Below are 23,823 nucleotides of genomic sequence, written 5' to 3'. Positions count from 1 at the left end.
TGGGTGAGCGCGAACGGATTTCGTGAGCGCGCGCGTGGCGTACTACCGGGACGACACTGCGGTGCGCATGACCCGCAGGGCCTCGGCCTCCTCGACGCCTCCGATGGCTCGCGTCAGGAACCCTTGCTGTGATGCGTTCTCGCTCATGCGCTCATCTCTACTCTGGTTCCGATGTCAGACGCGAGGGCGGCGTCGACGAGGAGGCGGGCGATCACGAGATCCTGCAGGCCGATGCCCACGGAGTTGAACAGGGTGATGTCGTCGTCGCTGCTTCGGCCGAGTCGGGGATCGACGATCACGTCCCCAACTCGACGGGGACGGCGTCCTCGGCCAGGTGTCCTTCGGAGACCGCGAGCAGGACGTCCCCCGACTTGGCCAGCGCGGTGGCGCGACTGTCGACGACGAGTCGGCCCGTGCCCATGCCGGACCCGGGCGATCGCGCGGGTGTGCTCGACGGCGAGGGTGCCCGCCCCGAGGAGGCCGAGGGTCGAACTCGTCGGTGCACCTCACCAAAAGCCGCCGACGGGGTGGGGTCTGAGGGCGGACCCGACTTCCCGCTTGCCGATTTTCTTCCCGCGGGCCGGTTTCCTTCCCGCGTGTCAGGTCTGGCCAGCGGGAGGGAGTTGTGCGGGCGGGAAGGAAACCCGCACGCGGGAACTCACTCGAAGAGCCGCTGCCCCCACCACTCGCCGGGCTCGAGGCCGGGCGGGATCGCGAAGTTCGCCGAGCCGTTGGGGATGAGGTACTCGGTCATGGCGTCCTGGCGGGACAGGACCTGCTGCATGGGCACGAACTGTTTGCCGGTGTCGCGGTTGAAGGCGATGAAGAACAGGCCGGCGTCGAGGTGGCCGAAACCGTCGGTGCCGTCGGTGAAGTTGTAGCCGCGGCGGAGGATTCGCACCCCGCCGAGGTTGTCCGGATGTGCCAGCCGGACATGGGCGTTGCGCGCGATGATCGGGGTGCCACCGGAGGTGATCGCGAAGTCGGGGTCGTCGAACTCGCCGGACTTGCCCAGCGGGGCGCCGGATCTCTTGGTGCGTCCGACGATCTGTTCCTGTTCGAAGAGGTTGGCGCGGTCCCACGGTTCGATGTCCATCCGGATCCGCCGGGCGACGAGGTAGGTGCCGCCGGTCATCCACTGCGCCGCCGGGGGATTGTCCTCCGGGGCAACCCAGACCCAGCGATCGAGGAGGTCGGTGTCCTCGGCGCGCAGGTTCGCGGTGCCGTCCTTGAAACCGAACAGGTTTCGAGGGGTGTCCTGGGACTGTGTCGTCGACGACGTGCGGCCGAACCCGAGTTGCGACCAGCGGATGGCCATGACGCCCACCGCCATCCGCGCGAGGTTGCGGATGGCGTGGACGGCGACCTGTGGGTCGTCGGCGCAGGCCTGCACGCAGATGTCCCCGTACGATTTCGAAGGATCGATCTTCTCCGCCGCGAACATCGGCAGATCGACGAGGGCTGGTGGGCGACGGTCGGCGAGACCGAAACGGTCGGGCCGGTCGGGGGCAGACGCGCTGGGGCCGAACAACCCCGGACCGAAGCCGATCGTCAGCGTGAGGTGAGCGGCACTCAGCCCCAACGCTTCTCCGGTGTCGCCGGGCGGGGTGTACTCACCGAGGCCGGTAGCGCCGTCGGGGACGGTCTCCTCACCGCGGGTCATGCGTTCGGCCGCGTCGGTCCAACGCTGCAGCACGGCGATGAGTTCGTCGCGGTTGTCGGTGACGACGTCGAAGCTCGCGAAATGGAGTCGATCCTGTGCGGCGGTGATGATCCCGGCCTGTCGTGGGCCTCGGAACTCGACGACGTGATCGGCCGCCGGCGCCGGCGTGGTGGCACGGCCGACGGCCACCCCGCCCGCGGCGACGAGCAGACCGGCGCCGGTTCCGCCGAGGATCGCACGACGCGACAGACCACGTCGCTTCTTCGTGTGGCCTACGGGTTCGGTGGGCTGCGCGTCGTCGGGGCGGGGGGCCGGATCACTCATTGCTGCAGCACGATTCCCGGGACCTGGGACAGGGTGGCCGAGAGCGCATCGATCTGATTCGACAGTTCCTTGCGCTGCTCGGGGGTGACCTCGGTGTACGACACGTAGCCGTCACCGTCGCGGTAGGAGTTCACCGAGTCGCGCACCGTCGCGAACTGGGCGGTGATCTTGTCCATCAGCGCCGGGTTCTTGGCGGCGATGATCGGCTGCATCGTCGCGATCGCGGTCTCCGAGCCGTCGAGGTTGCCGGCGAAATCCCAGAGGTCGGTGTGCGAGTAGCGGTCTTCCTCACCGTCGACCTTGGTGGCGGCGACCTCGTCGATCAGCGCCTGCGGGCCCTTCACGAACGACAGTGTCTCGAAGTCGAAGTCGGGGGAGTTGACCTCGTCGCGCAGCTTCGTGACGTTGGCGAGCAGGCCGTCGGCGATCTCGGCGATGGCCTGCGGATTGTCGGTCTCCTTCGCGTTCGCGGCATCCGACGGCGTGATCTGGCCCGGTGCGTCGCCGATCTCGTCGGCCTGCGGCGGCCACAGGAACCGCTCGATGCGGTGGAATCCGGTGAACGGCTGGGTGCCGTCCTCGGTGTCGTCCCACCGCATGTCGATGGCGGGGTCGAGATCGGGGAAGGACTCGGCGACCGGTTCGATCCGCTCGTACGGCGTGCGCGCGAGACCGAATTGCGCACGCGCCGCGTCGAGATCGCCCTTCTTGACGCTGTCGACGAACGATGTCGTCTGGGCGTGCAGGGTGTTCAGCTGGTTGCGGACGTACTCGAGGTATTGCGCCTTGGCGGCCGTCACGTCGGCGGGGACGTCGGCCTTCTCCTTGCGCTCGCCGCCGACGTTGAGCTCGGTCCGGATGCCGGTGCCGACCATGCCGGGTTTGCAGGCCACCGTGTAGGTGCCGGGTTCGACGATCTCGACGGTCAGATTGCCGGAGAGTCCGGGCCCGATGTTCTCGACCTCGCCGAGGACGCGGTTGTTGTTCCCGTAGACGTAGAACTCGGTGACCTTGTCGCCGGAGTTGGTGACCGTGAAGTCCACGTTGCCGGTCGTCGCGTCGGTGGTCGCGAGATCACAGGCGTCGGCGGTCGAGGTCACGGCGATCGCGCCCTCGGAGTTGCTCTTCTCGGTACAGCCGGCGAGGAGCACGGGGGCGATCACCACCGCGGCCGCAGCTGCGGCCACCACGGGTCTACGAGTCACTGAGCATTCCTTTCGGGGGTGGGCTCCGCGGGTGCGGTGCTCTCGTCGGGGGTTGTGGTCTTCTGCGCAACGGCCCGATGGCTCGCGCGTTGGCGTCGGAAGAAGATCGTGGTCACGACGACGACGTAGACGATCCAGGCGATCACCTGAAGGACAGTCGGATCGGGTCGCACGTTGAAGATGCCACCGAGGACGGTTCCGTACCAGGACGAGGCGTCGTAGGTTCCGGAGACGTCGAAGGCGATGTTGTCGTGGCCGGGCAGCCAGCCCACCGTCTGCAGCGCGCGGACGCCGTAGGTGAGAATTCCGGCGGCGACGATGATCAGGAACAGGCCTGTGTAAGTGAAGAACACCGAGAGGTTCAGGCGGATGGCGCCGCGGTAGATCAGCACGGTCAACACGATCGCGGCAACGATTCCGACGACGAGGCCGAGCAGCGGCCACAATCCACCGGAGACGCTCTCGGCATACCCGACCATCAGGAGGGCGGTCTCGAAACCCTCACGGCCGACGGCCAGGAACGACAGACCCAGCACCGACGCACCACCGGCGAGGAGCGCCTTCGACATCCCGCTCTTGAGGTCTGCGGAGATGTGGGAGGAGGCCTCGCTCATCCACAGCACCATGAACGTCACGATCGCGACGGCCACCAGCGACGCGACGCCGGCGATCGTCTCGGCCGCGAGCGGCGTCATCGTCGAGGTGCCGAAGTGGATCACGAGGAACACCACGAGCGTCATCGCCACTGCCGCGGCCACGCCCGCCCAGATCCACTTCAGGGCGTCCCGGCGGTCGGTCTTGACGACGAAGGCGACGAGGACCATGACGACGATCCCGGTTTCGAGTCCTTCGCGGAGTCCGATGAGCGCGCTACCGAACATCTGCGTCCAGACCGACGGTCCGTCGGCGGCGGCCAACACGTGTACGCCACTCGAGGCGAGTGCCGTGAGGTGATCCATTCAGTTCGTCCGTCTCTCGGCGCGGCCGGCGCCGATGGTTCTGTAAGGCTAGCCATACAGAGACTAGACCTCGGGCGGGAGGCTGCGTAGGGCACATCGCCCTAGCGGGGGCCTGCGCCGAACCCGACCCCGGATTCGGCGCACGGTGATTTCAACTCCTAGGTCACTGCCGTGCGCGGTATGTCGGGATCGCGGGCAGTTGTGACGACGGCGCGGGCGGCGACCTGCGTCATCATGGGGGCATGCCACGCGAGAACGTCATCCTGATCCACTGGCACGACCTGGGACGTCACCTGACGTGTTACGGCGCCGACGGTGTCGAGTCGCCGACCCTCGATCAGCTCGCCGCGGACGGCATCCGCTTCGCCGACGCCCATGCCACCGCGCCGCTGTGCTCGCCGGCCCGCGGTTCGTTGTTCACCGGGCGCTACCCCCATTCCAACGGGCTCGTCGGTCTCGCGCACCACGGGTTCGAGTACCACGCCGACGTGCGGACGCTGCCGTCGCTGCTGGCCGGCGCCGGGTACCGGTCGGCGCTGTTCGGGATGCAACACGAGAGCGCGGACCCGCAGCGACTCGGTTTCGATTCGGTCGACGTCTCCGACTCGCGATGCGACTACGTCGTCGAGCAGTCCCAGGACTGGCTCCGGCGTCACGCCAACGAGGATCGGCCCTTCTTCCTGACCGCGGGCTTCTTCGAGACCCATCGGCCGTATCCGGCCGACGAGTACAAGCCGTCCGACACCACCGCCATCGCCGTCCCGGGGTTCCTGCCCGACACCGACGACGTCCGCGACGACCTCGCGGGTCTGCACGGTTCGATCACCAAGGCCGACGCCGCGGTCGGTCGTCTGCTCGACACCGTCGCCGAACTGGGACTGGACTCCTCGACGTGGATCGTGTTCATCACCGACCACGGACTGGCGTTCCCGCGGGCGAAGTCGACCCTGTACGCGGAGGGCACCGGCGTCGCGCTCATCATGCGACCGCCGACGCAGCGGCACATCGAGTCGCAGGTCTACGACGATCTGTTCTCCGGGGTCGACCTGACCCCGACGCTGCTGGACCTGCTGGGCGTCGACATCCCCGACGACGTGGACGGCGACTCCCACGCGTGGGCCCTCGTCGAGCCGCTCGGCGAGCCTGCGGTACGCACCGAGGTCTTCACCGAGAAGACCTACCACGACGCCTTCGATCCGATCCGTGCCGTGCGCACCAAGGAGTACAGCTACATCGAGAACTTCGCGGCCCGGCCGGCGCTCCTGCTGCCACTCGACATAGCCGACAGCCTGTCCGCGCGATCGCTGGATTCCGAAGCGATCCAACAGGACCGGCCGCGGATCGAGCTCTACGACCTGAGTTCCGATCCGTATGAGCGCAACAATGTCGCCGACGACCCGTCGTATGCAGAGGTCCGCGCGACGCTCGCCGCGACGCTGTCTGCATGGCGCAGCGAGACCGGTGACGAGCTACCCGACGAGGCCACCGGCACGGCCATCGCGGAACGCTTCATGGAGGCCTTCCACGCCAAGGCGGCGCAGGTCGAACCCCAGGAGGAGGCGCTGCCGTCCCGTCGTCCGCAGGGGTCCAAACGCGAGCTGGCCGGGGAGATCACCTCCGGGGGCCGCTGAACCGAAACCGGCGCCGGCCGGGGACACTCACGACCGGTGTCCGGTGTCAAGAGTTTTCGCCTCGCTGCGCCTAAAAACCCAGGTTGCGAGGGGTTTTCGGATCTATAGACTCTGCTGCATGTCAGCAACGCCCGCTGCGGGGCCGTCGAACTACCTCGTCTGCGCGAGCCAGCGCAGCGGCAGCACACTGCTCGTCGAGTCCCTGTCGGCGACCTCCGTCGCAGGCACGCCGGAGGAGTTCTTCCAGTACTTCGCCTCCTCGTCGCAATCGCCTCAGCCGCGTGAGTGGTTCGCCGGCGTCACCGACCCGACGATCCTGGAACTCCTGGATCCGATCGATCCCGGCACCGTCGACACCCGCGACGCCGAGACCTGGCGCGCCGACATCTTGGCGGCCGGTCGCAGCGCCAACGGGGTGTGGGGCGGCAAGCTCATGTGGAATCAGACACCGCTGCTGATCTCCCGCGGTCGTGTGGGTTCGGGATCGTTGCGGACCGCGATCCGGTGGATCTTCGACGGCGCCGACCCGGTGTACGTGCACGTGTACCGCGATGACGTGGTGCCGCAGGCGGTTTCGATGTGGCGCGCGGTGCAGACCCGGGTGTGGCGCAACGACGGTTCCGACGGCGAGGACGAGGACGCGGCGGTGTATCACGCCGAGGGCATCGCGCATCTCGCCGGCATCCTGATCGAACAGGAACGGCAGTGGCGCAACTGGTTCGCCGCCGAGGGGATCGAGCCGCTCGACATCGAGTTCCGCGATCTGGTGAACGATCCCACCAAGGCGGCTGCGCGGGTGCTCGAGAAGATCGGCCAGGACCCGGCGCTGGCGCCGCCGCCACCGCTCAAACCACAGTCGAACTCGCGGTCCAAGGAATGGGCTCAGCGTTACCGAGAAGACGCCGAACGGAACGGATATCCGCTGTGACCACAGCTCCACAGACCGCAGCCCCGCAGGCTGCAGCCCCCCAGACGACCGACGACATCGATCACGTCACCGCGATCAGGGTCCTGGAGGCTGAATCGGTGCACATCATCCGCGAGGTGGTGGCCGAACTCGAACGCCCGGTGCTCCTGTTCTCCGGCGGCAAGGACTCGATCGTGCTGCTCCGCCTGGCGGAGAAGGCTTTCCGTCCGGCACCCTTGCCCTTCCCGATCATGCACGTCGACACCGGGCACAATTTCGGCGAGGTCATCGAGTTCCGTGATCGACGCGTCGCGCCCACCGCCGACAACCCCGACGGCATCGAACTGATCGTCGCCTCGGTCCAGGAGTCCATCGACTCCGGGCGCGTCGCGGAGTCCACCGATCCCTCGGGGTCGCGCAACCGGCTGCAGACCCGCACGCTGCTCGACGCACTCGAAAAGGGTGGTTTCGACGCGGCTTTCGGCGGTGCCCGCCGCGACGAGGAACGCGCCCGGGCCAAAGAACGGATCTTCAGCTTCCGTGACGAGTTCGGGCAGTGGGACCCGCGTGCGCAGCGTCCCGAACCGTGGTCGCTGTACAACGGGCGCATCCGCCGCGGAGAGTCCGTCCGCGTGTTCCCGTTGTCGAACTGGACCGAGACCGACATCTGGCGCTACATCGAACTCGAGAACCTCGAACTGCCGTCGATCTACTTCGCCGGCGAGCGTGAGGTCTTCGAACGGGACGGCATCCTGTTGTCGGTCTCGGAGTTCTCGCAGCCCCGGGACGGGGAAGAGGTGACCACCGAGTGGGTGCGCTATCGCACGGTCGGGGACCTGACGATCACCGGTGCGGTCCGCTCGAGGGCGACCACGATCCCCGAGATCATCGCCGAGATCCGCGAGGCGACGGTCTCCGAGCGCGGTGAGACCCGCGCCGACGACCGCACGTCGAGCGCTGCCATGGAGGACCGCAAGCGCGAAGGGTATTTCTGATGACCACCACCTCTCCTCAGACGGTCGACCCCAGCGATCCGACCGTCGGCGCGACAAGGCAATTCCTCCGCATCGCGACCGCGGGCAGCGTCGACGACGGCAAGTCCACGCTGATCGGTCGCATCCTGCACGACACCGGCAGCCTGCCCACCGACCACCTCGAAGCGGTCACCGACGGGGACGGCGACGTCGACCTCGCGGCGCTCTCCGACGGCCTGCGCGCCGAGCGCGAACAGGGCATCACCATCGACGTCGCGTACCGCTTCTTCTCCACGCCCACACGCAGTTACGTCCTGGCCGACACCCCCGGACACGAGCGCTACACCCGCAACATGTTCACCGGGGCCTCGAACGCCCACGTGGCGGTGCTGCTGGTCGACGCCCGCCACGGCTTGCTCCGGCAGACCCGACGCCATGCGCGCATCGCGACCCTCGTCGGTGTTCCCCACGTGGTCGCGGCGATCAACAAGATCGACCTCGTCGACTTCTCGCAGCACCGGTTCGACGAGATCCGCGCCGACCTCGCCGAACTCGCGGTGCAACTCGGCATCGACGAGATCGTCGCCGTGCCGGTTGCCGCCAAGCACGGCGACAACGTGGTGCACCGCTCGACGAACACCCCGTGGTACGACGGCCCGACGCTCCTCGACTACCTCGAGACCGTCGAACTGCATGCGCCCGCACCGGTTACCGAGGAATTACGCCTGCCGATCCAGTGGGTGTCGCGGCCGAGTGAATCCCACCGGCGTACCTACACCGGACGACTCGCGTCGGGCACCCTGCAGGTGGGTGACGAGATCGTGGTGCTGCCGTCGGGCAGCAGGTCCACGGTCACCGCCCTCGACACCCTCGACGAGACGAGAAAGGTTGCGGTCGCGCCACTCTCGGTCGCCATCCAGATCGCCGACGACATCGACATCGGTCGCGGAGACATCGTCGTCAGCGGAGCCGAGGGCGCGCACGTTCCGGTACTCGCCCGTGAGATCGACGCCCACGTGTGCTGGCTGTCGACGTCGCCGTTGCGCGCCGGCGATCGCGTCGCGCTCAAACACGGGCCCTCGACGGTGCGTGCCACCGTCCAGTCGCTCGAACGTCGCCTCGACCCCGACACCCTGATCGAACACGTGGGTCCGAGTGAGCTGGTGCTCAACGACATCGGGACGATCACCCTGCGGACGTCGTCGGTGGTGCCGGCCGATCCATACGACCAGAACCGCGACACCGGCGCCTTCATCCTCATCGACGAGGCGTCCAACGACACCGTCGGCGCGGGCACGATCCTGGAGCCGCGAGAGGTCGTGCCCGGCAAGGCGACCCGCAACGACATCAAGTGGCATCCGAGTTCGCTCGCGCGCGCCGAACGCTGGGCGCACACCGGTCAGCGCGGGGCGACGGTGTGGCTCACCGGCTTACCGGCATCGGGCAAGTCGACCGTCGCGGTGGCACTCGAACGCGCCATCGTCAGCCGCGGCCGTGTGGCCTACCTCCTCGACGGCGACAACATCCGGCACGGCATCTCCGACGACCTCGGGTTCTCGGCCGGCGACCGCGCGGAGAACATCCGCCGTGTCGGCCATGTCGCGCGACTCTTCGCCGACGCCGGGGTCATCTCGATCGCGTCGATGGTGTCGCCGCTGCGGTCGGATCGGGAGATCGCACGGGAACTCCACCGCGCGGCGGACCTGGAGTTCATCGAGGTGCACATCTCGACCCCGGTCAGCGAATGCGAACGCCGCGACCCCAAGGGGTTGTACGAACGGGCGCGTCGCGGCGAACTGCGCGGCCTGACCGGCATCGACGCTCCCTACGAGAGCCCGGAGCAGCCGGATCTGCGGTTCGACACCACCGGTGCCGACATCGACCGGCTCGCCTCGCTGATCCTCGGTGCCCTGATGGATCGCGGCATCATGGACGGGTGAGTTGCTGTCACCCGCCCGGACACGCGGGATCCCACGCTGACGGGGGGAGCCGGCCGTCGGTGGGGGAGCGCGGACAGCACCGTGTGGCGACAGTCGACGTGCCCGCAGGGCGTTTCCGGATGGGCGATGCGCACGACGAGGGCTATCGCACCGACGGGGAGGTCCCGGTGCACGGCGTCGAACTCAGGGCGTTTTCGGTGGACGTCACGTCGGTGACGAATGCCGCCTTCACCGCCTTCGTCGAGGCGACCGGGTACGTCACCGACGCCGAACGGGCCGGTATCTCGGCGGTCTTCCACAGCTATGCCACCGCGCCCGGCGAGCCCGTTCCCGAGACCCCGTGGTGGCTCGCGACACCCGGTGCATCGTGGCGGCATCCCGGGGGACCGGGCAGCGACCTGACCGGTAAGGACACTCATCCCGTTGTGCATGTCAGCCACGACGACGCGCTCGCGTACTGCTCCTGGGCCGGCCGGCGGCTGCCCACCGAGGCGCAGTGGGAGTACGCCGCACGCGGTGGCCGCGACGGTGCGCGGTACCCCTGGGGCGACACGCGTCCGAGTCCGGAAGATCCGCGCTGCAACATCTTTCGCGGCGAGTTCCCCGACCGTCCGACCGGACACGTCGGCACCGTCGACGTGCGCACCTTCGAACCCAACGGATACGGCCTCTACCAGTGCGTGGGCAACGTGTGGGAGTGGTGCGCCGACCGGTTCAGCGCGCGGTACTACCGGACCTCCGCCACCGTCGACCCCACCGGACCGACCCGGGGCACCCTGCGCGTCCTCCGCGGTGGCAGCCATCTCTGTCACGACTCGTACTGCAACCGCTACCGCGTTGCGGCGAGATCGTCGAACACCCCGAACTCGACGACGAGCAATATCGGATTCCGCACGGTGGGCGACGCCGCGTCGGAGGGCTGACGGGGCGTCGGGAACCGAAGCCGGCCGCCGACAGTTGTCCCCTGTGACCGGGTCGCTGTGTGTTGCGGAGGAGAGCATGCGGCGACATGTGCGATCGTGGTCGCTCGGACGGGCGTCGGCTCGCCGGGAGATCCGAGACAGGAGTGGAACGGGGAATGCGTGTGTTGGGCCGGGGGCGGAACCGTCGCTCGTGGAGGAACGGGCTGGTCGCGGGCGGGGTGGCGATCGCCTCATCGGTGTTGCTCTCCGCGTGCATCGATCTCCCGTCGCTGAACAGGCCCGACATCCCCGAGGGCATCCCGCCCGGCGCGGGTGTGCCGCAGCCCTACATCGACATCAACGCGCCCGGCCGCACCGCCGACAAGATGCACGCGTGGGCCGAACCCATCTCGGAGTCGACCGGCATCCCCATCGTGTCCCTGCAGGCCTACGGCAACGCCGCGGAGATCCAGCGGCAGCAGCACCCCGAATGCGGCATCGCGTGGACGACACTGGCCGGCATCGCGGGCGTCGAGAGCAAGCACGGGCGCTACCGGGGCTCGAGCGTGGCCGAGAACGGCGACGTGAGCCCGCCGATCCGCGGCGCGCAGCTCGACGGCACCAAGGGCAACATGGAGATCCGCGACACCGACGGGGGCAGCCTCGACGGTGACCCCACCCACGATCGCGCGATGGGCCCCTTCCAGTTCATCCCGGAGACGTGGAAGCGCTACGGCGTGGACGCCAACGGCGACGGCGTCCCCGACCCGGACAACATCGACGACGCGGCGCTGTCCGCCGCCCGCTACCTGTGCGTCTCGTCGGGCAACGACATGACCGTCGCCGAGGGCTGGGAGAAGGCGGTCCGCACGTACAACAACTCGATGGCCTATGTCCTCGACGTGCGCGATCACGCCAATGCCTACTCGATCAACGTCCGTTTCTGAGCCCGGGGCCGGGCGGCTGCAGCCGTACCACGAGACCTTGTCTCGTGGACCGTGGATGCAGCCACTACTCTTTGACCTACCGACCGGCATCACAGCCGGCACGTCCACCGAGATTGGGGTTCAGCCGTGGCAATCATCGAGCAGGTAGGTGCGCGCGAGATTCTCGATTCGCGGGGAAACCCGACGGTCGAGGTCGAGGTCGTCCTGGACGACGGCACCTTCACCCGCGCCGCCGTTCCGTCGGGCGCTTCCACCGGCGAACACGAGGCCGTCGAGCTCCGTGACGGCGGCGAGCGGTACCTGGGCAAGGGCGTCACCAAGGCCGTCGAGGGCGTCCTCGGCGAGCTGGCACCCGCGGTGATCGGCATCGAGGCCGAGGAACAGCGTCTCGTCGACCAGGCACTGCTGGACTGCGACGGCACCCCCGACAAGAGCCGCATCGGCGCCAACGCGCTGCTCGGTGTGTCGCTCGCGGTGGCCAAGGGCGCGGCCGAGTCGGCCGGTCTGCCCCTGTTCCGTTACATCGGCGGCCCCAACGCCCACATCCTGCCGGTCCCGATGATGAACATCATCAACGGCGGTGAGCACGCGGACAACGGCATCGACTTCCAGGAGTTCATGATCGCTCCGGTCGGTGCTCCCACCTTCAAGGAAGCCCTCCGCTGCGGCGCCGAGGTCTACCACGCGCTGAAGTCGGTGCTGCACAAGCAGGGCCTGAACACGGCGCTCGGCGATGAGGGCGGCTTCGCCCCCGACCTGCCGAACACCGAGGCCGCCATCGCCGTGATCGGCGAGGCCGTCGGCAAGGCCGGCTACAACTTCGGCCGTGACGTCGTCATCGCGCTCGACGCCGCGTCGACCGAGTTCTACTCCAACGGCGTCTACAAGCTCGAGGGCAAGGAGTTCGACGCCGACGCCATGGTGTCGTTCTACGAGAAGCTCATCAGCGACTACCCGATCGTGTCGATCGAGGACGGCCTGTCCGAGGACGACTGGACCGGTTGGGCCAAGCTGACCGAGTCGATCGGCGACAAGGTGCAGCTCGTCGGCGACGACCTGTTCGTCACCAACCCCGAGCGCCTCGAAGAGGGCATCTCGAAGGGCATCGCCAACGCGCTGCTGGTCAAGGTGAACCAGATCGGCACGCTGACCGAGACCCTCGACGCTGTGGCCCTCGCGCACAACAACGGCTACAAGTCGATGATGAGCCACCGGTCCGGTGAGACCGAGGACACCACCATCGCCGACCTCGCCGTCGCCTGCAGCTGCGGTCAGATCAAGACCGGTGCGCCCGCTCGTTCCGAGCGTGTCGCCAAGTACAACCAGCTGCTGCGCATCGAAGAGGGTCTCGGAGATGCGGCACGCTACGCGGGGGACCTCGCCTTCCCGCGTTTCTCGTTTGGTTCGTGATTAGCTGTCTTCATGGGTTCGGAGCGACGTCACCGCGGTGACGGGCGTCAGCGTGCGCGTGATCGGAAGGCCGATCCGCGCGCACGCGACGCCCGTCGCACGCGACGGCACGATCGGTCCGGACGTCCGGCTCGGCCTGTCGCGCCGGTCTCGGTCGTCGAGACCGGTGAACAGGAGCTGATCGGCGACGCCACTGCGGACACCGCAGCCGAAGCCAAGGCGTCCGCGACCGACACCGCCGCACCGTCGGCCGAGCGGGTGCGTCGCTCCCGGGCGACCGCGTCCCGGAACGGGATGCGGTCCGGACTGAGTGCTCGTCTGCGACGCTTCGAGATGACCCCGGGCACCGTGGCGACACTCGTCATCACGGTCGTCGTGGTCTGCGTCGTCGCCCTGACGCTGGCGATGCCGCTGCGGACGTACTTCAGTCAGCGGTCGGAGTTCCGGCAGCTGACCGCGTCGAACGAACAGCTGCGGCGCGAGGTCGCCGACTACCAGCAGAAAGTCAACGAGCAGAACGACCCCGCCTACATCGAGGCTCAGGCGCGGACGCGTCTGCAGTTCGTCAAGCCAGGAGAGATCCCGCTCGTGATGTTGTTCCCCGCCGGCCAGGCCCGCCGTGAGGCCGCTGAACGTGCCGAGGAGCGCGCCCGCGCACCCTGGTACGGCAACCTTTGGGACACCCTGTCGACTCCGCCCGCCGCGCAGTGAGGCCAGAGACCGTGAGCGTGTCAGAAGAAGACCTCGCCACCGTCGCAGCGCAGCTGGGACGCGAGCCGCGGGGCGTCATCGAGATCAGCTATCGCACACCGGACGGCCAGCCGGCCGTCGTCAAGACCGCGCCGCGGTTGCCCGACGGCACGCCGTTCCCGACGCTGTACTACCTGACCGATCCGCGGCTCACCGCCGAGGCCAGCCGTCAGGAATCGGCGGGCGTCATGCGGGGGATGACCGCGCGGTTGTCGTCCGATCCGGAGCTCGCGGCCGCCTATCGTCGTGCGCACGAGGACTACCTCGCCGAGCGCGACGCCATCGAGTCGTTGGGCACCGACTTCACCGGCGGCGGCATGCCCGACCGGGTGAAGTGCCTGCACGTGCTGATCGCGCACTCGCTCGCCAAGGGGCCGGGTCTCAACCCGTTCGGCGACGAGGCGGTGGCACTGGCTGCCGCAAACGGCCTGCGGGGCACCGCGATCCCGGCCGACTGGCCCGACACACTGCCGCCGACGGAGACCGCCGGAGACGACGCGTGACGATCGTCGGCGCCGTCGACTGCGGAACCAACTCGATCCGTCTCCTCGTGGCCCGGGCCGGTGACGACGGCCGCCTCGTCGACCTGCATCGCGAGATGCGCGTCGTACGACTGGGTTACGGCGTCGACGCGACCGGACAGTTCGCCCCGGAATCGATCGAACGCACCCGGGTCGCGCTCGCCGACTACGTCACGACGATGGAATCGCTCGGCGTCGAGAAGGTCAGGATGGTCGCGACGTCGGCGACACGCGATGCGTCGAATCGCGACGAATTCTTCGCGATGACCGCCGACCTGCTGAGCTGCGTCTCCGACGGCGCCATCGCCGAGGTCATCTCGGGCGATGAGGAAGCGCGACTGTCCTTCCGCGGAGCCGTCGGCGAATTGGACCCCGCCAGTGGGCCTTTCGTGGTCACCGACCTCGGGGGCGGTTCGACCGAGGTGGTGCTCGGCGACACCGATGGCGTCCACGCCGCGTACTCGGCGGACATCGGGTGCGTGCGTCTGACCGAACGCACCCTGCCATCCGATCCGCCGACAACCGAGGAGATCGCCGCCGCCCAGGCGTTCGCCGCCGAACGACTGGCCGAGGCCTTCGCGCGGGTGCCCGTCGAGCCCGCACGAACGTGGGTCGGTGTCGCCGGGACGATGACGACGCTTGCCGCGCTCGGCGCCGGATTGACCGAGTACGACTCGGAGAAGATCCACCTCTCCCGTATCTCGCTGGCCGACCTCGACCGCGTGTGCTGGGATCTCGTGCACATGACCCGCGCCGACCGTGCTGCGCTGGGGCCGATGCACCCCGGTCGCGTCGATGTCATCGGCGGGGGATCGCTGGTCACGCTCGAACTGGCGAAGGTGCTGGCCGAACGGGCGGGCATCACCGAACTCGTCGTCAGCGAGCACGACATCCTCGACGGGATCGCACTCGGCATCCTGGACTGACGGACCGGTCCCGATAGGATGTGACGCATGGCATACAACCTGCGTTGCCCCTGTGGCGAGTCCATCACCGCCCTCGAAGACGACTTCGTCCCCAAGGTCCAGGCCCACCTCGCGGCCGAACATCCCGGCCGGGACTACAGCGAGACCGAGATCATGATGATGGCGATGACCGTGCCCGACCGCGCGGTGAAATCCGACTGACCCTTCGAGACGCCCTCCGCACGCTCCGGGCTCCTCAGGGAGCAGCGGAAACCCACCACTTTTCGCCAGATCCACCACCCGAGCGGGTGGTGGATCTGGCGATAAAGGGTGGGTTTGCGGCTAGGCCGCGGCTGCGGGGTTGCGCAGCGAGATGTTGTTGCAGGCCTCGCACACCGACTCGGGGATGATGCCCGCGCGCTGCAGGAAGCCGAAGATGGTGCAGCCCAGGCAGAATCCGAAGACCGACTCGAGCGTCGCGGCGAGGATCAGGACGCCGGTGGTGATCTGCGCGGCCAAGCCGAAACCGAAGAGGCTCAGCACGAACGCCGTACCGCTGACCACCAGGCCGATGGTCTGGGCGAAGCGCTTCGGAGGTCCGGGGACCAGCTTCTCCTTGCGGACGACCTTAGGGACGATGAACTTCACCGAGAGCTGTCCGAAGGGGGAGAGGGTCGGGCCAGACGCCACGCGTAGCGCGAAGCCGAGAGCGAGGATGCCGTAGAGGGTCGGGTTGTCGACCGCGACCGCGATGACGGCCAGCACGACGACCAGGCCGGCGGTCGTGCGGGCCGCGTAGTCGTTCACGGGGTTGGGAAAGGTGAGAACCTCACGCACCGACATCGACAGAACCTCCATGAACTAGGAAAACCAGGACCAAGCTACGGGTGCGTCCGTCGTTTGGCAAAGGTTCTATCCACCCAGATCTCAAGAGGGTGAGCGTCGTCTCACAAGTGATCGGTGTCAGGTGCGATCCGGGGCTCCTCCGCGGCGATCTCCCGCGGGTCGTCGACGTCGGGCTCGTCCTGGTCGGTCACGCCGCCGTCGTTGGGGAGTTCGGCCTCCCGGGAGACCTCTCCCTCCTGGTCGATGCCGGCCTGCTCACCGACGTCGATGCGATCGGGGATCTCGTCCATGTCCACTCCTGTGACTTTTCGTGCCTGCTCGGACTCGGAAAACGGTTCGGACAGGTCGGCGTCGTTGATCGTCTCTGCGTAGGCGAACTCGGCGTCGATGATCCCCCACTCACGGTCCTGGGCGAGGTCGGCCTTGGCCTTGCGTGCGGCCTCCCGCATCTCGAACCCGTCGGTGACGATCTCGCCGATCTCGCGGGTCACCCCGGCGACGGCGCCGGTGATGATGGTGGCGATGCGACCCACGTGGGTTGCCGTGGACTCGATCAGCTCCTGCATCAGGTCCTTGTTCCGTTCGATGCTGTCGACCATCTGTGACCCCCTGGGTTCTTAAGGGTTTTGCCCCCGGCGTGTGCCTGTCCGTGCGCGCCTGTGAAACGCGACTGGTCCCGAGGTTACCCCCGGGACCAGTCGGTCAAACGGTTCTCAAATGCGCAGGTCAGGCGGCCGACGCAGGCTTCTCGCGTTCGACGATGACGGTGAGGTCGTCATCGTCGCGGGTCATCCAGTTCGGCAGCGACAACTTCGCGATCTTCTTCCAGGTCGACGCCAGCTGGTGGCTGAGCGAGCCGGTGTTGTACGGCAGGCCGTAGCGCTCGCAGATCTCCTGCACCTCGGCGGACATCGTCGGGTAGCGGCTTGCCGGGATGTCCGGGAACAGATGGTGTTCGATCTGGTGCGACAGGTTGCCGCTCATGATGTGGAACAGCGGGCTGCCGGTGATGTTGGCCGAGCCGAGCATCTGGCGCAGGTACCACTGGCCGCGGGTCTCGTTCTGGCACTCCTCCGGGGTGAAAGTCTGTGCACCGGTGGGGAAGTGGCCGCAGAAGATGATCGAGTAGGTCCACACGTTGCGCACCAGGTTGGCGGTGGCGTTGCCGATGAGGGTCGGGACGAACAGCGGGCCGGTCAGCGCCGGGAAGACGACGTAGTCCTTGAGGACCTGTCGACCTGCCTTGCGCCACATGCCCTTCACCAGGCCCTTGATGTCGCTCCACTTGCGCTTGCCCTGGATCACGTTCTCCGCCTCCAGGTCGTGGAGCATGACGCCCCACTCGAAGAGGAGCATGAGGGCGGTCGCGTAGCCGAGGTTGCCCAGGTAGTAGGGATTCCACTTCTGGTCGCGCGCCATCCGCAGGATGCCGTAACCGATGTCGCGGTCCTCGCCGAGGATGTTGGTGAACGTGTGGTGCAGGTAGTTGTGGCTGTGCTTCCACTGGTCGGCCGGACACACGGTGTCCCACTCGAATTCGCGGGAGTTGTAGGTGTCCTCGCGCATCCAGTCGTACTGGCCGTGCATCACGTTGTGGCCGATCTCCATGTTGTCGAGGATCTTCGACACGGAGAGTGCGCCGACGGCGGCGATCCAGGCCGGCGGGAAGAACCCGAGGTACATGAGTGCGCGGCCGCCGATCTCGAACCCGCGCTGGGCGCGGATGACCGAGTACAGGTAGTCGCGGTCCTTCTGACCGAGGTCGGCGACGATCCGCGAGCGAAGCTCGTCCAGGTCGCGTCCCAGCGCCTCGACCTGTTCATAGGACAGGACGACGGTGTTGGGGTCGGTGTTCTCGGCGGTGACGTTCTCGGCCTCGACGACGGCCGGCAGGTTCTCGGTGGGTGCGGGACGGGTGTCCTGGGCGATGTCGATGGTCATGGTGTGCCTCCTGCTGGGTAGGAGTGGAATGGGTGGAGGTCGGCGAGGTGGCCGACCGTCAGATCTCGATGTCGACGGAACCGACCGGGGCGTTGATGCACAGCTGGATCTGGGTGTCGGACTCGGTGTCGGTCTCGCCGGTGAGCACGCTTCGGGTGCAGCCCGACTTCTTCACGGCGGTGCAGGAGAAGCAGATCCCCATGCGGCAACCGGATTCCGGGGTGAGCCCGGCGGCCTCGGCCTGGTCGAGGATCGGACGACCGTCGTTGGTCGCCGTTGCACCCGACCGTGAGAACGTCAGTTCGCCCTCGACCGAATCGGGGTCGACGACCGTCGGTGCGGCCAGGGTGAACGCCTCGCTGTGCAACGGCTGCGAGATGCCGAGTTCGGCATGCGCCTCGGCGACGGCATTCATCAGGGGCCGGGGCCCGCAGACGAACACATCGGCGTCGGCCAGGCCGGGGATGTCGTCGAGGTGCGCGACGGTGAAGTGGCCGTTGTCTTCCTCGCGGGTGTGGTGCATCCGGAGATCGAGGTTGGGATGCTCGGCCGCCAGGGCGGCGAGCTCGGCGCGGTACGCGACCTCCGACGCCGTGCGCGCATAGTGCACGAAGGTGATCGGTCCGGCGTAGTCTCGGGCCACGAGTGTCCTCAACATTGAGAGCACAGGTGTAACTCCGCTGCCGCCGCTGATGAAGACGGCCGAGGTCGGGTCGGTCTCCGGCAGAGCGAACTCGCCGTCGGCCTGGGACAGGCCGACCACATCGCCGGTCCGGGCCTCGGCGGCCAGGTGCTTGGAGACGAGGCCGTCGTCGTTGGCGGTGATGGTGAGTTCGATGTCGCCGTCCGGGCCGGCGGCGGCATTGGCCGGCGAGAAGCACCGGGTGTGCCGGACGCCGTCGATCACGACGCTGACCTGCACGAACTGTCCAGCTTGATGGCCGCGCCACTGACGTGTCGGACGGATGGTGAGACGCACTGTGCGGGGTGTCGGATGCTCGACCCGGACGATCTCGCCGCGCAGGTCGCGCCAGGTGAGCATCGGATCGAGCAGTTCGAGATAACGGTCGACCGGATGCGGGGACAGTGCCGCCTCGACGATCGAGCCGACCAGGCGGTTCCAGCGGCCGGGGCTGCCGGCTGCGGTGCCCGGGGTCGGGTTCTGGGAGGTGCGGATGCTCATGGATGGGCTCCGTTCACGTAATGTCGGTGTACAGGTGTACACAAACGAGTGTGACATGTTGACGCCTGTACCCGTCAAGCGGAGATTCCTGTGATGGCCGTCACGATCATCGGGAGGTCGAGGCCGGGGTAGGAGGTCGCGGCGAATACACTCGGCTGTGTGACACGCACGCGGAGTTCGGACCAGCGCGATGCGCAGACGCGTGCGGACAAGAAGAACCAGACGCGCCAGGCGCTCCTCGACGCCACGAGGTCCCTCGTCGGCGACCGCAGCTTCGGCAGCATCAGCCTGCGCGAGGTGGCCCGCGGTGCGGGCATCGTGCCCACGGCCTTCTACCGGCACTTCGCCTCGATGGAGGATCTCGGGGTCACCGTCGTCGAGGACTCGATGCGGGTCCTGCGTCGAGCTCTGCGCGAAGGGCGGCGTGATCTCGCCGCACGTCAGGCGATGCCGACCGCGAAGAACTCACTCGACATCCTCTTGCGTCACGTTCGCGAGAACGAATCGCAGTTCCGCTTCCTGATCCGCGAGCAGCACGGCGGTATCGCGGAGATCCGCCGCGCCATCGACACCGAACTCCGGCTCTTCGCCAAGGAACTGACGATCGACCTCGCCCGGATCCCCGACCTCGCCCCGTGGCAGCCGGAAGACCTCGAGATCGCCGCCGAACTCATCGTCACGATCATGCTGACCGCCGTGGCCGATCTGCTCGACGGCGAGTACCGCGGACGCGGCGCCGAGAAGCAGATCGTCGAGCGCACCGAACGGCAACTGGTGATGGTGTTCCTCGGGATGGGGCAGTGGCGACCGTCGGAGTGAAGCCCACCTCCGGTGACATGACCTGACCGGACCCCTCCGAAGAGTGGGGCGCTGTTTCGGTATTCGGGACCTGCTGGCGGACTTCGTCGGTGGCGGGTGTGGTCAGTCGACGGGCTCCCGTCCCCGAACGCGCCTCTGACCTGCGAAGACGCTGCCTCTACAGAACAGGGCGGACCGTTGTCCACTTGGCGTCACGCAGATTTCAATTGTGGCCTCGCGTCCAACCGGTGTCCAACACTTGGACTCGACATGTGTGTCGCAGCGCGGGTCTTCGGTCCCAGCTGCCGGTCACGCCTGCCGCTCCACCCCCGACGCTCTACGACGAAAGGTGCCCTCGCGGTGTCTCTGCATTTCCACTGGTTCCTGCCCACCTACGGTGACTCCCGCAATCTGATCGCGGGCGGGCACGGCAGCCAGATGAACGGGGACCGGCCGGCCGACCTTCGTTACCTCAAGCAGCTCGCGGGCGCAGCCGAGGTCAACGGCTTCGAAGCCGTCCTGACCCCGGCCGGACTCTGGTGTGAGGACGCGTGGCTGACCACCGCGGCACTCATCGACTCGACCGAGAGCCTCAAGTTCCTGATCGCCTTCCGTCCCGGCCTCATCTCGCCGCTGCTCGCAGCGCAGATGTCGGCGACCTTCCAGTGGCATTCGGAGGGCCGCCTGCTGATCAACGTCGTCACCGGCGGCGAGTCGAGCGAACAGCGTGCCTTCGGCGACTTCCTGGCCAAGAACGCCCGCTACGAGCGCTGCGGCGAATACTTGGAGATCATCCGCCGCCTGTGGACCCAGGACGAGCCCGTCGACTTCGTCGGCAAGCACCTGCGCGTGGAGAACGCCCTCCTCGGTCGCCGCCCCACCCCGACCCCGCCGGTCTTCTTCGGTGGGTCGTCGCCTGCCGCGGGTGACGTGGCCGCCAAGTACGCCGACACCTACCTCACCTGGGGGGAGCGTCCCGAGGCCGTCGCCCAGAAGATCGCCTGGATCAACGGACTCGCCGCAGCCCAGGGCCGGACCCTCGACCACGGCATCCGGTTCCACGTGATCGCCCGCGAAACCTCTGAGCAGGCCTGGGCCGAGGCCGAACGTCTCCTCAACAACCTTGATCCCGAACAGGTCGCCGCCGCGCAGCGGAACCTCGCCCAGTCGGAGTCCGAGGGCCAGCGCCGTATGTCCGAATTGCACGGCCGCGGAGCCGCTTTCGAGGTTTCGCCCGACCCACGCTCGCTGGAGATCCACCCGGGCGTCTGGTCCGGCGTCGGTCTGGTGCGCGGCGGTGCCGGCACCGCACTCGTCGGCTCCTACGACGAGGTCGCGGAACTCATCGGTGAGTACGCAGCCCTCGGTCTCGACCACTTCATCCTGTCCGGCTACCCGCACCTCGAGGAGGCCTACCACTTCGGTGAGGGCGTCCGACCGGCTCTCGCCCGCCGCGGCCTGCTCGACGCGGCCGATGCGCGTCCGAGCGAAGAGGTTCGCACCGCGTTCCTGCCCCGGCTCCAGGCCGCCTCGTCGTGATCGCACCGTCCTGACCGATCCACTCTCCACCTGAGAACCCACCTCCGGAGGTAACACCATGTCCACCGACTCCATCGCGGACGAGATCAAGTTCGCCTACTGGGTGCCCAACGTCAGCGGCGGCCTGGTCACCAGCACCATCGAGCAGCGCACCGACTGGGGCTACGACTACAACATCAAGCTCGCCCAGACCGCCGAGAACAACGGCTTCGAGTACGCGCTCTCGCAGGTCCGTTACGAAGCCAGCTACGGCGCCGAATACCAGCACGAGTCGACGAGTTTCAGCCTGGCACTGCTCCTCGCGACGCAGCGGCTGAAGGTCATCGCCGCGGTGCACCCCGGCCTGTGGCACCCGGCGGTCCTCGCCAAGCTCGGCGCCACCGCCGACCACCTGTCCAAGGGTCGTTTCGCCATCAACGTGGTCAGCGGCTGGTTCAAGGACGAGTTCACCCACCTCGGTGAGCCCTGGCTCGAGCACGACGAGCGCTACCGCCGCAGCGGCGAGTTCCTCGAGGTCATTCGCAAGATCTGGACCGAGGACAACGTCGACTACCGTGGCGACTTCTACCGCATCCACGACTTCACCCTGAAGCCGAAGCCGCTCAACACCCCCGAGCGTCCGAACCCGGAGCTCTTCCAGGGCGGCAACTCGACCGCAGCGCGCAACAACGGCGGCCGCTTCGCCGACTGGTACTTCTCCAACGGCAAGGACTTCGACGGCGTGACCGAGCAGATCGACGACCTGCGTGCCGTCGCCCAGGCGCACAACCGTTCGGTGAAGTTCGGCCTGAACGGCTTCATCATCGCCCGTGACACCGAGAAGGAAGCCCGCGACACCCTGCGCGAGATCGTCGAGAAGGCGAATCGTCCTGCGGTGGAAGGATTCCGAGATGCCGTGCAGCAGGCCGGCAATTCGACCGGTGACAAGAAGGGCATGTGGGCGGACTCGAAGTTCGAGGATCTCGTCCAGTACAACGACGGCTTCAAGACGCAGCTGATCGGCACGCCGGAGCAGATCGCCGAGCGCATCGTGGCCTACAAGCGCCTCGGCGTCGACCTCATCCTCGGTGGCTTCCTGCACTTCCAGGAGGAGATCGAGTACTTCGGCGAGAAGGTGCTCCCGCTCGTGCGCGAACTCGAGGCATCGCAGACACCCGCAGCAGTGCTGTGACCGCTGTCAGTCAGGTCCGACCCGACTCGGCGAGCCGGATCGGGTCGACCGCCGAAGCCCTGTCCGTGGCACGGGAGCTGGCCGCGGCGTTCGCGACCGGTGCCGCCGAGCGCGACCGCGATCGGCGGTTGCCGCACGCGGAGATCGACCGCCTCTCGGAGTCGGGACTTCTCGCTCTGACCGTGCCCGCACGGTTCGGTGGACTCGACGTTGCGCCGAGCGTGCTCGCCGAGGTCGTCTCGATCCTCGCCGCCGCAGACCCGAGCATCGCGCAGATCCCGCACAGCCACTTCGTCTACCTCAACCTGGTACGCCTCTCCGCGGGAGAAGCGTTGGCCGAACGCATCTTCACCGACGTCCTGGCCGGCGGCCGGGTGGCCAACGCCCAGTCGGAGCGCGGCGGCAAGACCATCGCCGACATCTCGACCCGGTTGACCCCGGTCGACGGCGACGCCAGCCGGTTCGTCCTAGACGGTGAGAAGTTCTACTGCACGGGTTCGCTGTTCGCGCACACTCTCGCCGTCCTGGCGAAGCTCGAAGCGCCTGCCGGCGACCTCGCACCCGGCGAGTACGTGGCGTTCATCCCGGCGGACTCGGCGGGCGTCGAGATCGTCGACGACTGGGATGCCGTGGGGCAGCGGACGACCGGCTCGGGAACCGTCCGGTTCTCCGGTGTCGAGGTGACCGCAAACGACCTCGTGGCCCGGGCATCGGCGACGTCGGCACCCACCGCCTACGGTGCTTACGCACAGTTGCTGCACGTCGCGATCGACGTCGGCATCGCCCGCGGCGCGCTGACCGAGGCAGTCGAGTTCGTGCGCACCAAGGCCCGTCCGTGGTTCGAGGCGGGCGTCGACCGTGCCGTCGACGATCCGCTGGTGGTCCAGCGTTTCGGCGAACTCGAGGTCGACGTCGCGACCGCCGAGGCGATGCTCGCCGCGGCCGGTCGCAGGGTCGACGAGGCCGTGGCCGGTTCCGCCGGTTCGCCTCGTAAGCTCGTCGCCGAGGCGTCGATCGCGGTGGCGCGTGCCAAGGCCGTGGCCGACCGGGTCGCGACGCCGGTGGCGTCGGCACTGTTCGAGGTGAGCGGAACCCGCAGCGCCGCAGCCGGAACCAGGCTCGACCGCTATTGGCGCGATGCGCGGACCCACACACTGCACGATCCGGTTCGATGGAAGTACCAGCACATCGGTCGCTGGCTTCTCCGTGGAGAGGACCCGCCGCTGCACGGCGTGATCTGAATCCTCCTGTATGCCAATCGCGTTGCGTTCGATCCCGGCTCCCGGGGCCGAACGCAACGCGATGTG

General features: G+C 67.8%; 24 protein-coding genes. 15 read left to right on the top strand and 9 right to left on the bottom strand.

The annotated features are described in order from the left end of the window. Positions 1–143: 143 nt before the first annotated feature. The 5 genes from M1L58_RS15075 to efeU all read right to left on the bottom strand — a co-directional run bounded on the left by M1L58_RS15075 (position 144) and on the right by efeU (position 4,151). A complete protein-coding gene (locus tag M1L58_RS15075; protein WP_248659485.1) occupies positions 144–299 on the bottom strand; it encodes a hypothetical protein in 156 nt (51 codons plus the stop codon). Then, the gene (locus tag M1L58_RS23355; protein ID WP_282578738.1) at positions 296–421 is read right to left on the bottom strand and encodes a hypothetical protein; all 126 of its coding nucleotides are present in this window, start codon (positions 419–421) and stop codon (positions 296–298) included. The genes M1L58_RS15075 and M1L58_RS23355 overlap by 4 nt, the downstream gene beginning before the upstream one ends. A 237-nt stretch (positions 422–658) precedes the next feature. After that, positions 659–1,987 carry an iron uptake transporter deferrochelatase/peroxidase subunit gene (gene efeB / locus M1L58_RS15070; protein ID WP_248659484.1) on the bottom strand — a complete coding sequence of 443 codons (1,329 nt, stop codon included), beginning with the start codon at positions 1,985–1,987 and terminating at the stop codon, positions 659–661. Next, positions 1,984–3,192, bottom strand: a complete 1,209-nt coding sequence (gene efeO, locus M1L58_RS15065; protein WP_006867442.1) for an iron uptake system protein EfeO — start codon at positions 3,190–3,192, stop codon at positions 1,984–1,986. The genes efeB and efeO overlap by 4 nt, the downstream gene beginning before the upstream one ends. Continuing rightward, positions 3,189–4,151: an iron uptake transporter permease EfeU gene (efeU, locus tag M1L58_RS15060; RefSeq protein WP_154884691.1), complete on the bottom strand. Its 963-nt coding sequence runs from the start codon at positions 4,149–4,151 to the stop codon at positions 3,189–3,191. The genes efeO and efeU overlap by 4 nt, the downstream gene beginning before the upstream one ends. A gap of 242 nt (positions 4,152–4,393) precedes the next feature. On the opposite strand from efeU, the gene M1L58_RS15055 reads away from it, so the two are divergent. The 11 genes from M1L58_RS15055 to M1L58_RS15005 all read left to right on the top strand — a co-directional run bounded on the left by M1L58_RS15055 (position 4,394) and on the right by M1L58_RS15005 (position 15,260). Beyond that, positions 4,394–5,782, top strand: coding sequence for a sulfatase family protein (locus M1L58_RS15055; RefSeq protein WP_248659483.1), 1,389 nt, complete (start codon positions 4,394–4,396; stop codon positions 5,780–5,782). Between the two features lie 118 nt (positions 5,783–5,900). Further along, complete coding sequence (gene stf0, locus M1L58_RS15050; protein ID WP_248659482.1) at positions 5,901–6,710, top strand: trehalose 2-sulfotransferase; 810 nt, start codon at positions 5,901–5,903, stop codon at positions 6,708–6,710. Beyond that, positions 6,707–7,684 (top strand): sulfate adenylyltransferase subunit CysD, encoded by a 978-nt coding sequence (gene cysD / locus M1L58_RS15045; protein ID WP_308221819.1) that lies wholly within the window; start codon positions 6,707–6,709, stop codon positions 7,682–7,684. The genes stf0 and cysD overlap by 4 nt, the downstream gene beginning before the upstream one ends. Further along, a complete protein-coding gene (gene cysC / locus M1L58_RS15040) occupies positions 7,684–9,603 on the top strand; it encodes an adenylyl-sulfate kinase (RefSeq protein WP_248659481.1) in 1,920 nt (639 codons plus the stop codon). The genes cysD and cysC overlap by 1 nt, the downstream gene beginning before the upstream one ends. A gap of 83 nt (positions 9,604–9,686) precedes the next feature. Continuing rightward, on the top strand, positions 9,687–10,526 hold the full coding sequence (locus tag M1L58_RS15035) for a formylglycine-generating enzyme family protein (protein WP_280985365.1): 840 nt from the start codon (positions 9,687–9,689) through the stop codon (positions 10,524–10,526). A gap of 155 nt (positions 10,527–10,681) precedes the next feature. After that, positions 10,682–11,452 carry a lytic transglycosylase domain-containing protein gene (locus M1L58_RS15030; protein ID WP_006867449.1) on the top strand — a complete coding sequence of 257 codons (771 nt, stop codon included), beginning with the start codon at positions 10,682–10,684 and terminating at the stop codon, positions 11,450–11,452. Positions 11,453–11,578: 126 nt separating this feature from the next. Further along, complete coding sequence (gene eno / locus M1L58_RS15025) at positions 11,579–12,862, top strand: phosphopyruvate hydratase (RefSeq protein ID WP_006867450.1); 1,284 nt, start codon at positions 11,579–11,581, stop codon at positions 12,860–12,862. A 12-nt stretch (positions 12,863–12,874) separates the two neighbouring features. After that, the gene (locus M1L58_RS15020) at positions 12,875–13,573 is read left to right on the top strand and encodes a septum formation initiator family protein (RefSeq protein WP_248659480.1); all 699 of its coding nucleotides are present in this window, start codon (positions 12,875–12,877) and stop codon (positions 13,571–13,573) included. 11 nt (positions 13,574–13,584) lie between these two features. Continuing rightward, the gene (locus M1L58_RS15015; protein WP_248659479.1) at positions 13,585–14,115 is read left to right on the top strand and encodes a DUF501 domain-containing protein; all 531 of its coding nucleotides are present in this window, start codon (positions 13,585–13,587) and stop codon (positions 14,113–14,115) included. Then, the gene (locus tag M1L58_RS15010) at positions 14,112–15,059 is read left to right on the top strand and encodes a Ppx/GppA phosphatase family protein (protein ID WP_248659478.1); all 948 of its coding nucleotides are present in this window, start codon (positions 14,112–14,114) and stop codon (positions 15,057–15,059) included. Before M1L58_RS15015 ends, M1L58_RS15010 begins: the two co-directional genes overlap by 4 nt. A gap of 27 nt (positions 15,060–15,086) precedes the next feature. Further along, positions 15,087–15,260: a hypothetical protein gene (locus M1L58_RS15005; protein ID WP_006867454.1), complete on the top strand. Its 174-nt coding sequence runs from the start codon at positions 15,087–15,089 to the stop codon at positions 15,258–15,260. A gap of 120 nt (positions 15,261–15,380) precedes the next feature. On the opposite strand, the gene M1L58_RS15000 is transcribed toward M1L58_RS15005, so the two are convergent. From M1L58_RS15000 to M1L58_RS14985, 4 genes are all read right to left on the bottom strand, one after another. After that, positions 15,381–15,881, bottom strand: a complete 501-nt coding sequence (locus M1L58_RS15000; protein WP_248659477.1) for a DUF4395 domain-containing protein — start codon at positions 15,879–15,881, stop codon at positions 15,381–15,383. Positions 15,882–15,985: 104 nt separating this feature from the next. Further along, positions 15,986–16,483, bottom strand: coding sequence for a hypothetical protein (locus M1L58_RS14995; RefSeq protein WP_127963472.1), 498 nt, complete (start codon positions 16,481–16,483; stop codon positions 15,986–15,988). A 127-nt stretch (positions 16,484–16,610) separates the two neighbouring features. Beyond that, entirely contained in the window at positions 16,611–17,825 is a 1,215-nt protein-coding gene (locus M1L58_RS14990; RefSeq protein ID WP_248659476.1) for a fatty acid desaturase family protein, read from the bottom strand. A 58-nt stretch (positions 17,826–17,883) separates the two neighbouring features. Beyond that, positions 17,884–19,008 (bottom strand): ferredoxin reductase, encoded by a 1,125-nt coding sequence (locus tag M1L58_RS14985; RefSeq protein WP_248659475.1) that lies wholly within the window; start codon positions 19,006–19,008, stop codon positions 17,884–17,886. 159 nt (positions 19,009–19,167) lie between these two features. On the opposite strand from M1L58_RS14985, the gene M1L58_RS14980 reads away from it, so the two are divergent. The 4 genes from M1L58_RS14980 to M1L58_RS14965 all read left to right on the top strand — a co-directional run bounded on the left by M1L58_RS14980 (position 19,168) and on the right by M1L58_RS14965 (position 23,757). Continuing rightward, the gene (locus M1L58_RS14980; RefSeq protein ID WP_006867459.1) at positions 19,168–19,827 is read left to right on the top strand and encodes a TetR family transcriptional regulator; all 660 of its coding nucleotides are present in this window, start codon (positions 19,168–19,170) and stop codon (positions 19,825–19,827) included. Between the two features lie 339 nt (positions 19,828–20,166). Further along, positions 20,167–21,345, top strand: a complete 1,179-nt coding sequence (locus tag M1L58_RS14975; RefSeq protein ID WP_006867460.1) for an LLM class flavin-dependent oxidoreductase — start codon at positions 20,167–20,169, stop codon at positions 21,343–21,345. Between the two features lie 58 nt (positions 21,346–21,403). Then, entirely contained in the window at positions 21,404–22,516 is a 1,113-nt protein-coding gene (gene sfnG / locus M1L58_RS14970) for a dimethylsulfone monooxygenase SfnG (RefSeq protein ID WP_006867461.1), read from the top strand. Beyond that, entirely contained in the window at positions 22,513–23,757 is a 1,245-nt protein-coding gene (locus M1L58_RS14965) for an SfnB family sulfur acquisition oxidoreductase (RefSeq protein ID WP_248659474.1), read from the top strand. The genes sfnG and M1L58_RS14965 overlap by 4 nt, the downstream gene beginning before the upstream one ends. Positions 23,758–23,823 lie beyond the last annotated feature (66 nt).

It is taken from the genome of Gordonia sp. C13 (assembly GCF_023218005.1).
In the GTDB taxonomy this organism is placed as follows: Bacteria; Actinomycetota; Actinomycetes; order Mycobacteriales; family Mycobacteriaceae; genus Gordonia; species Gordonia namibiensis.
Note: the sequence above shows the minus strand (reverse complement) of the source record. Positions and strands in the feature narration are given on the sequence as shown.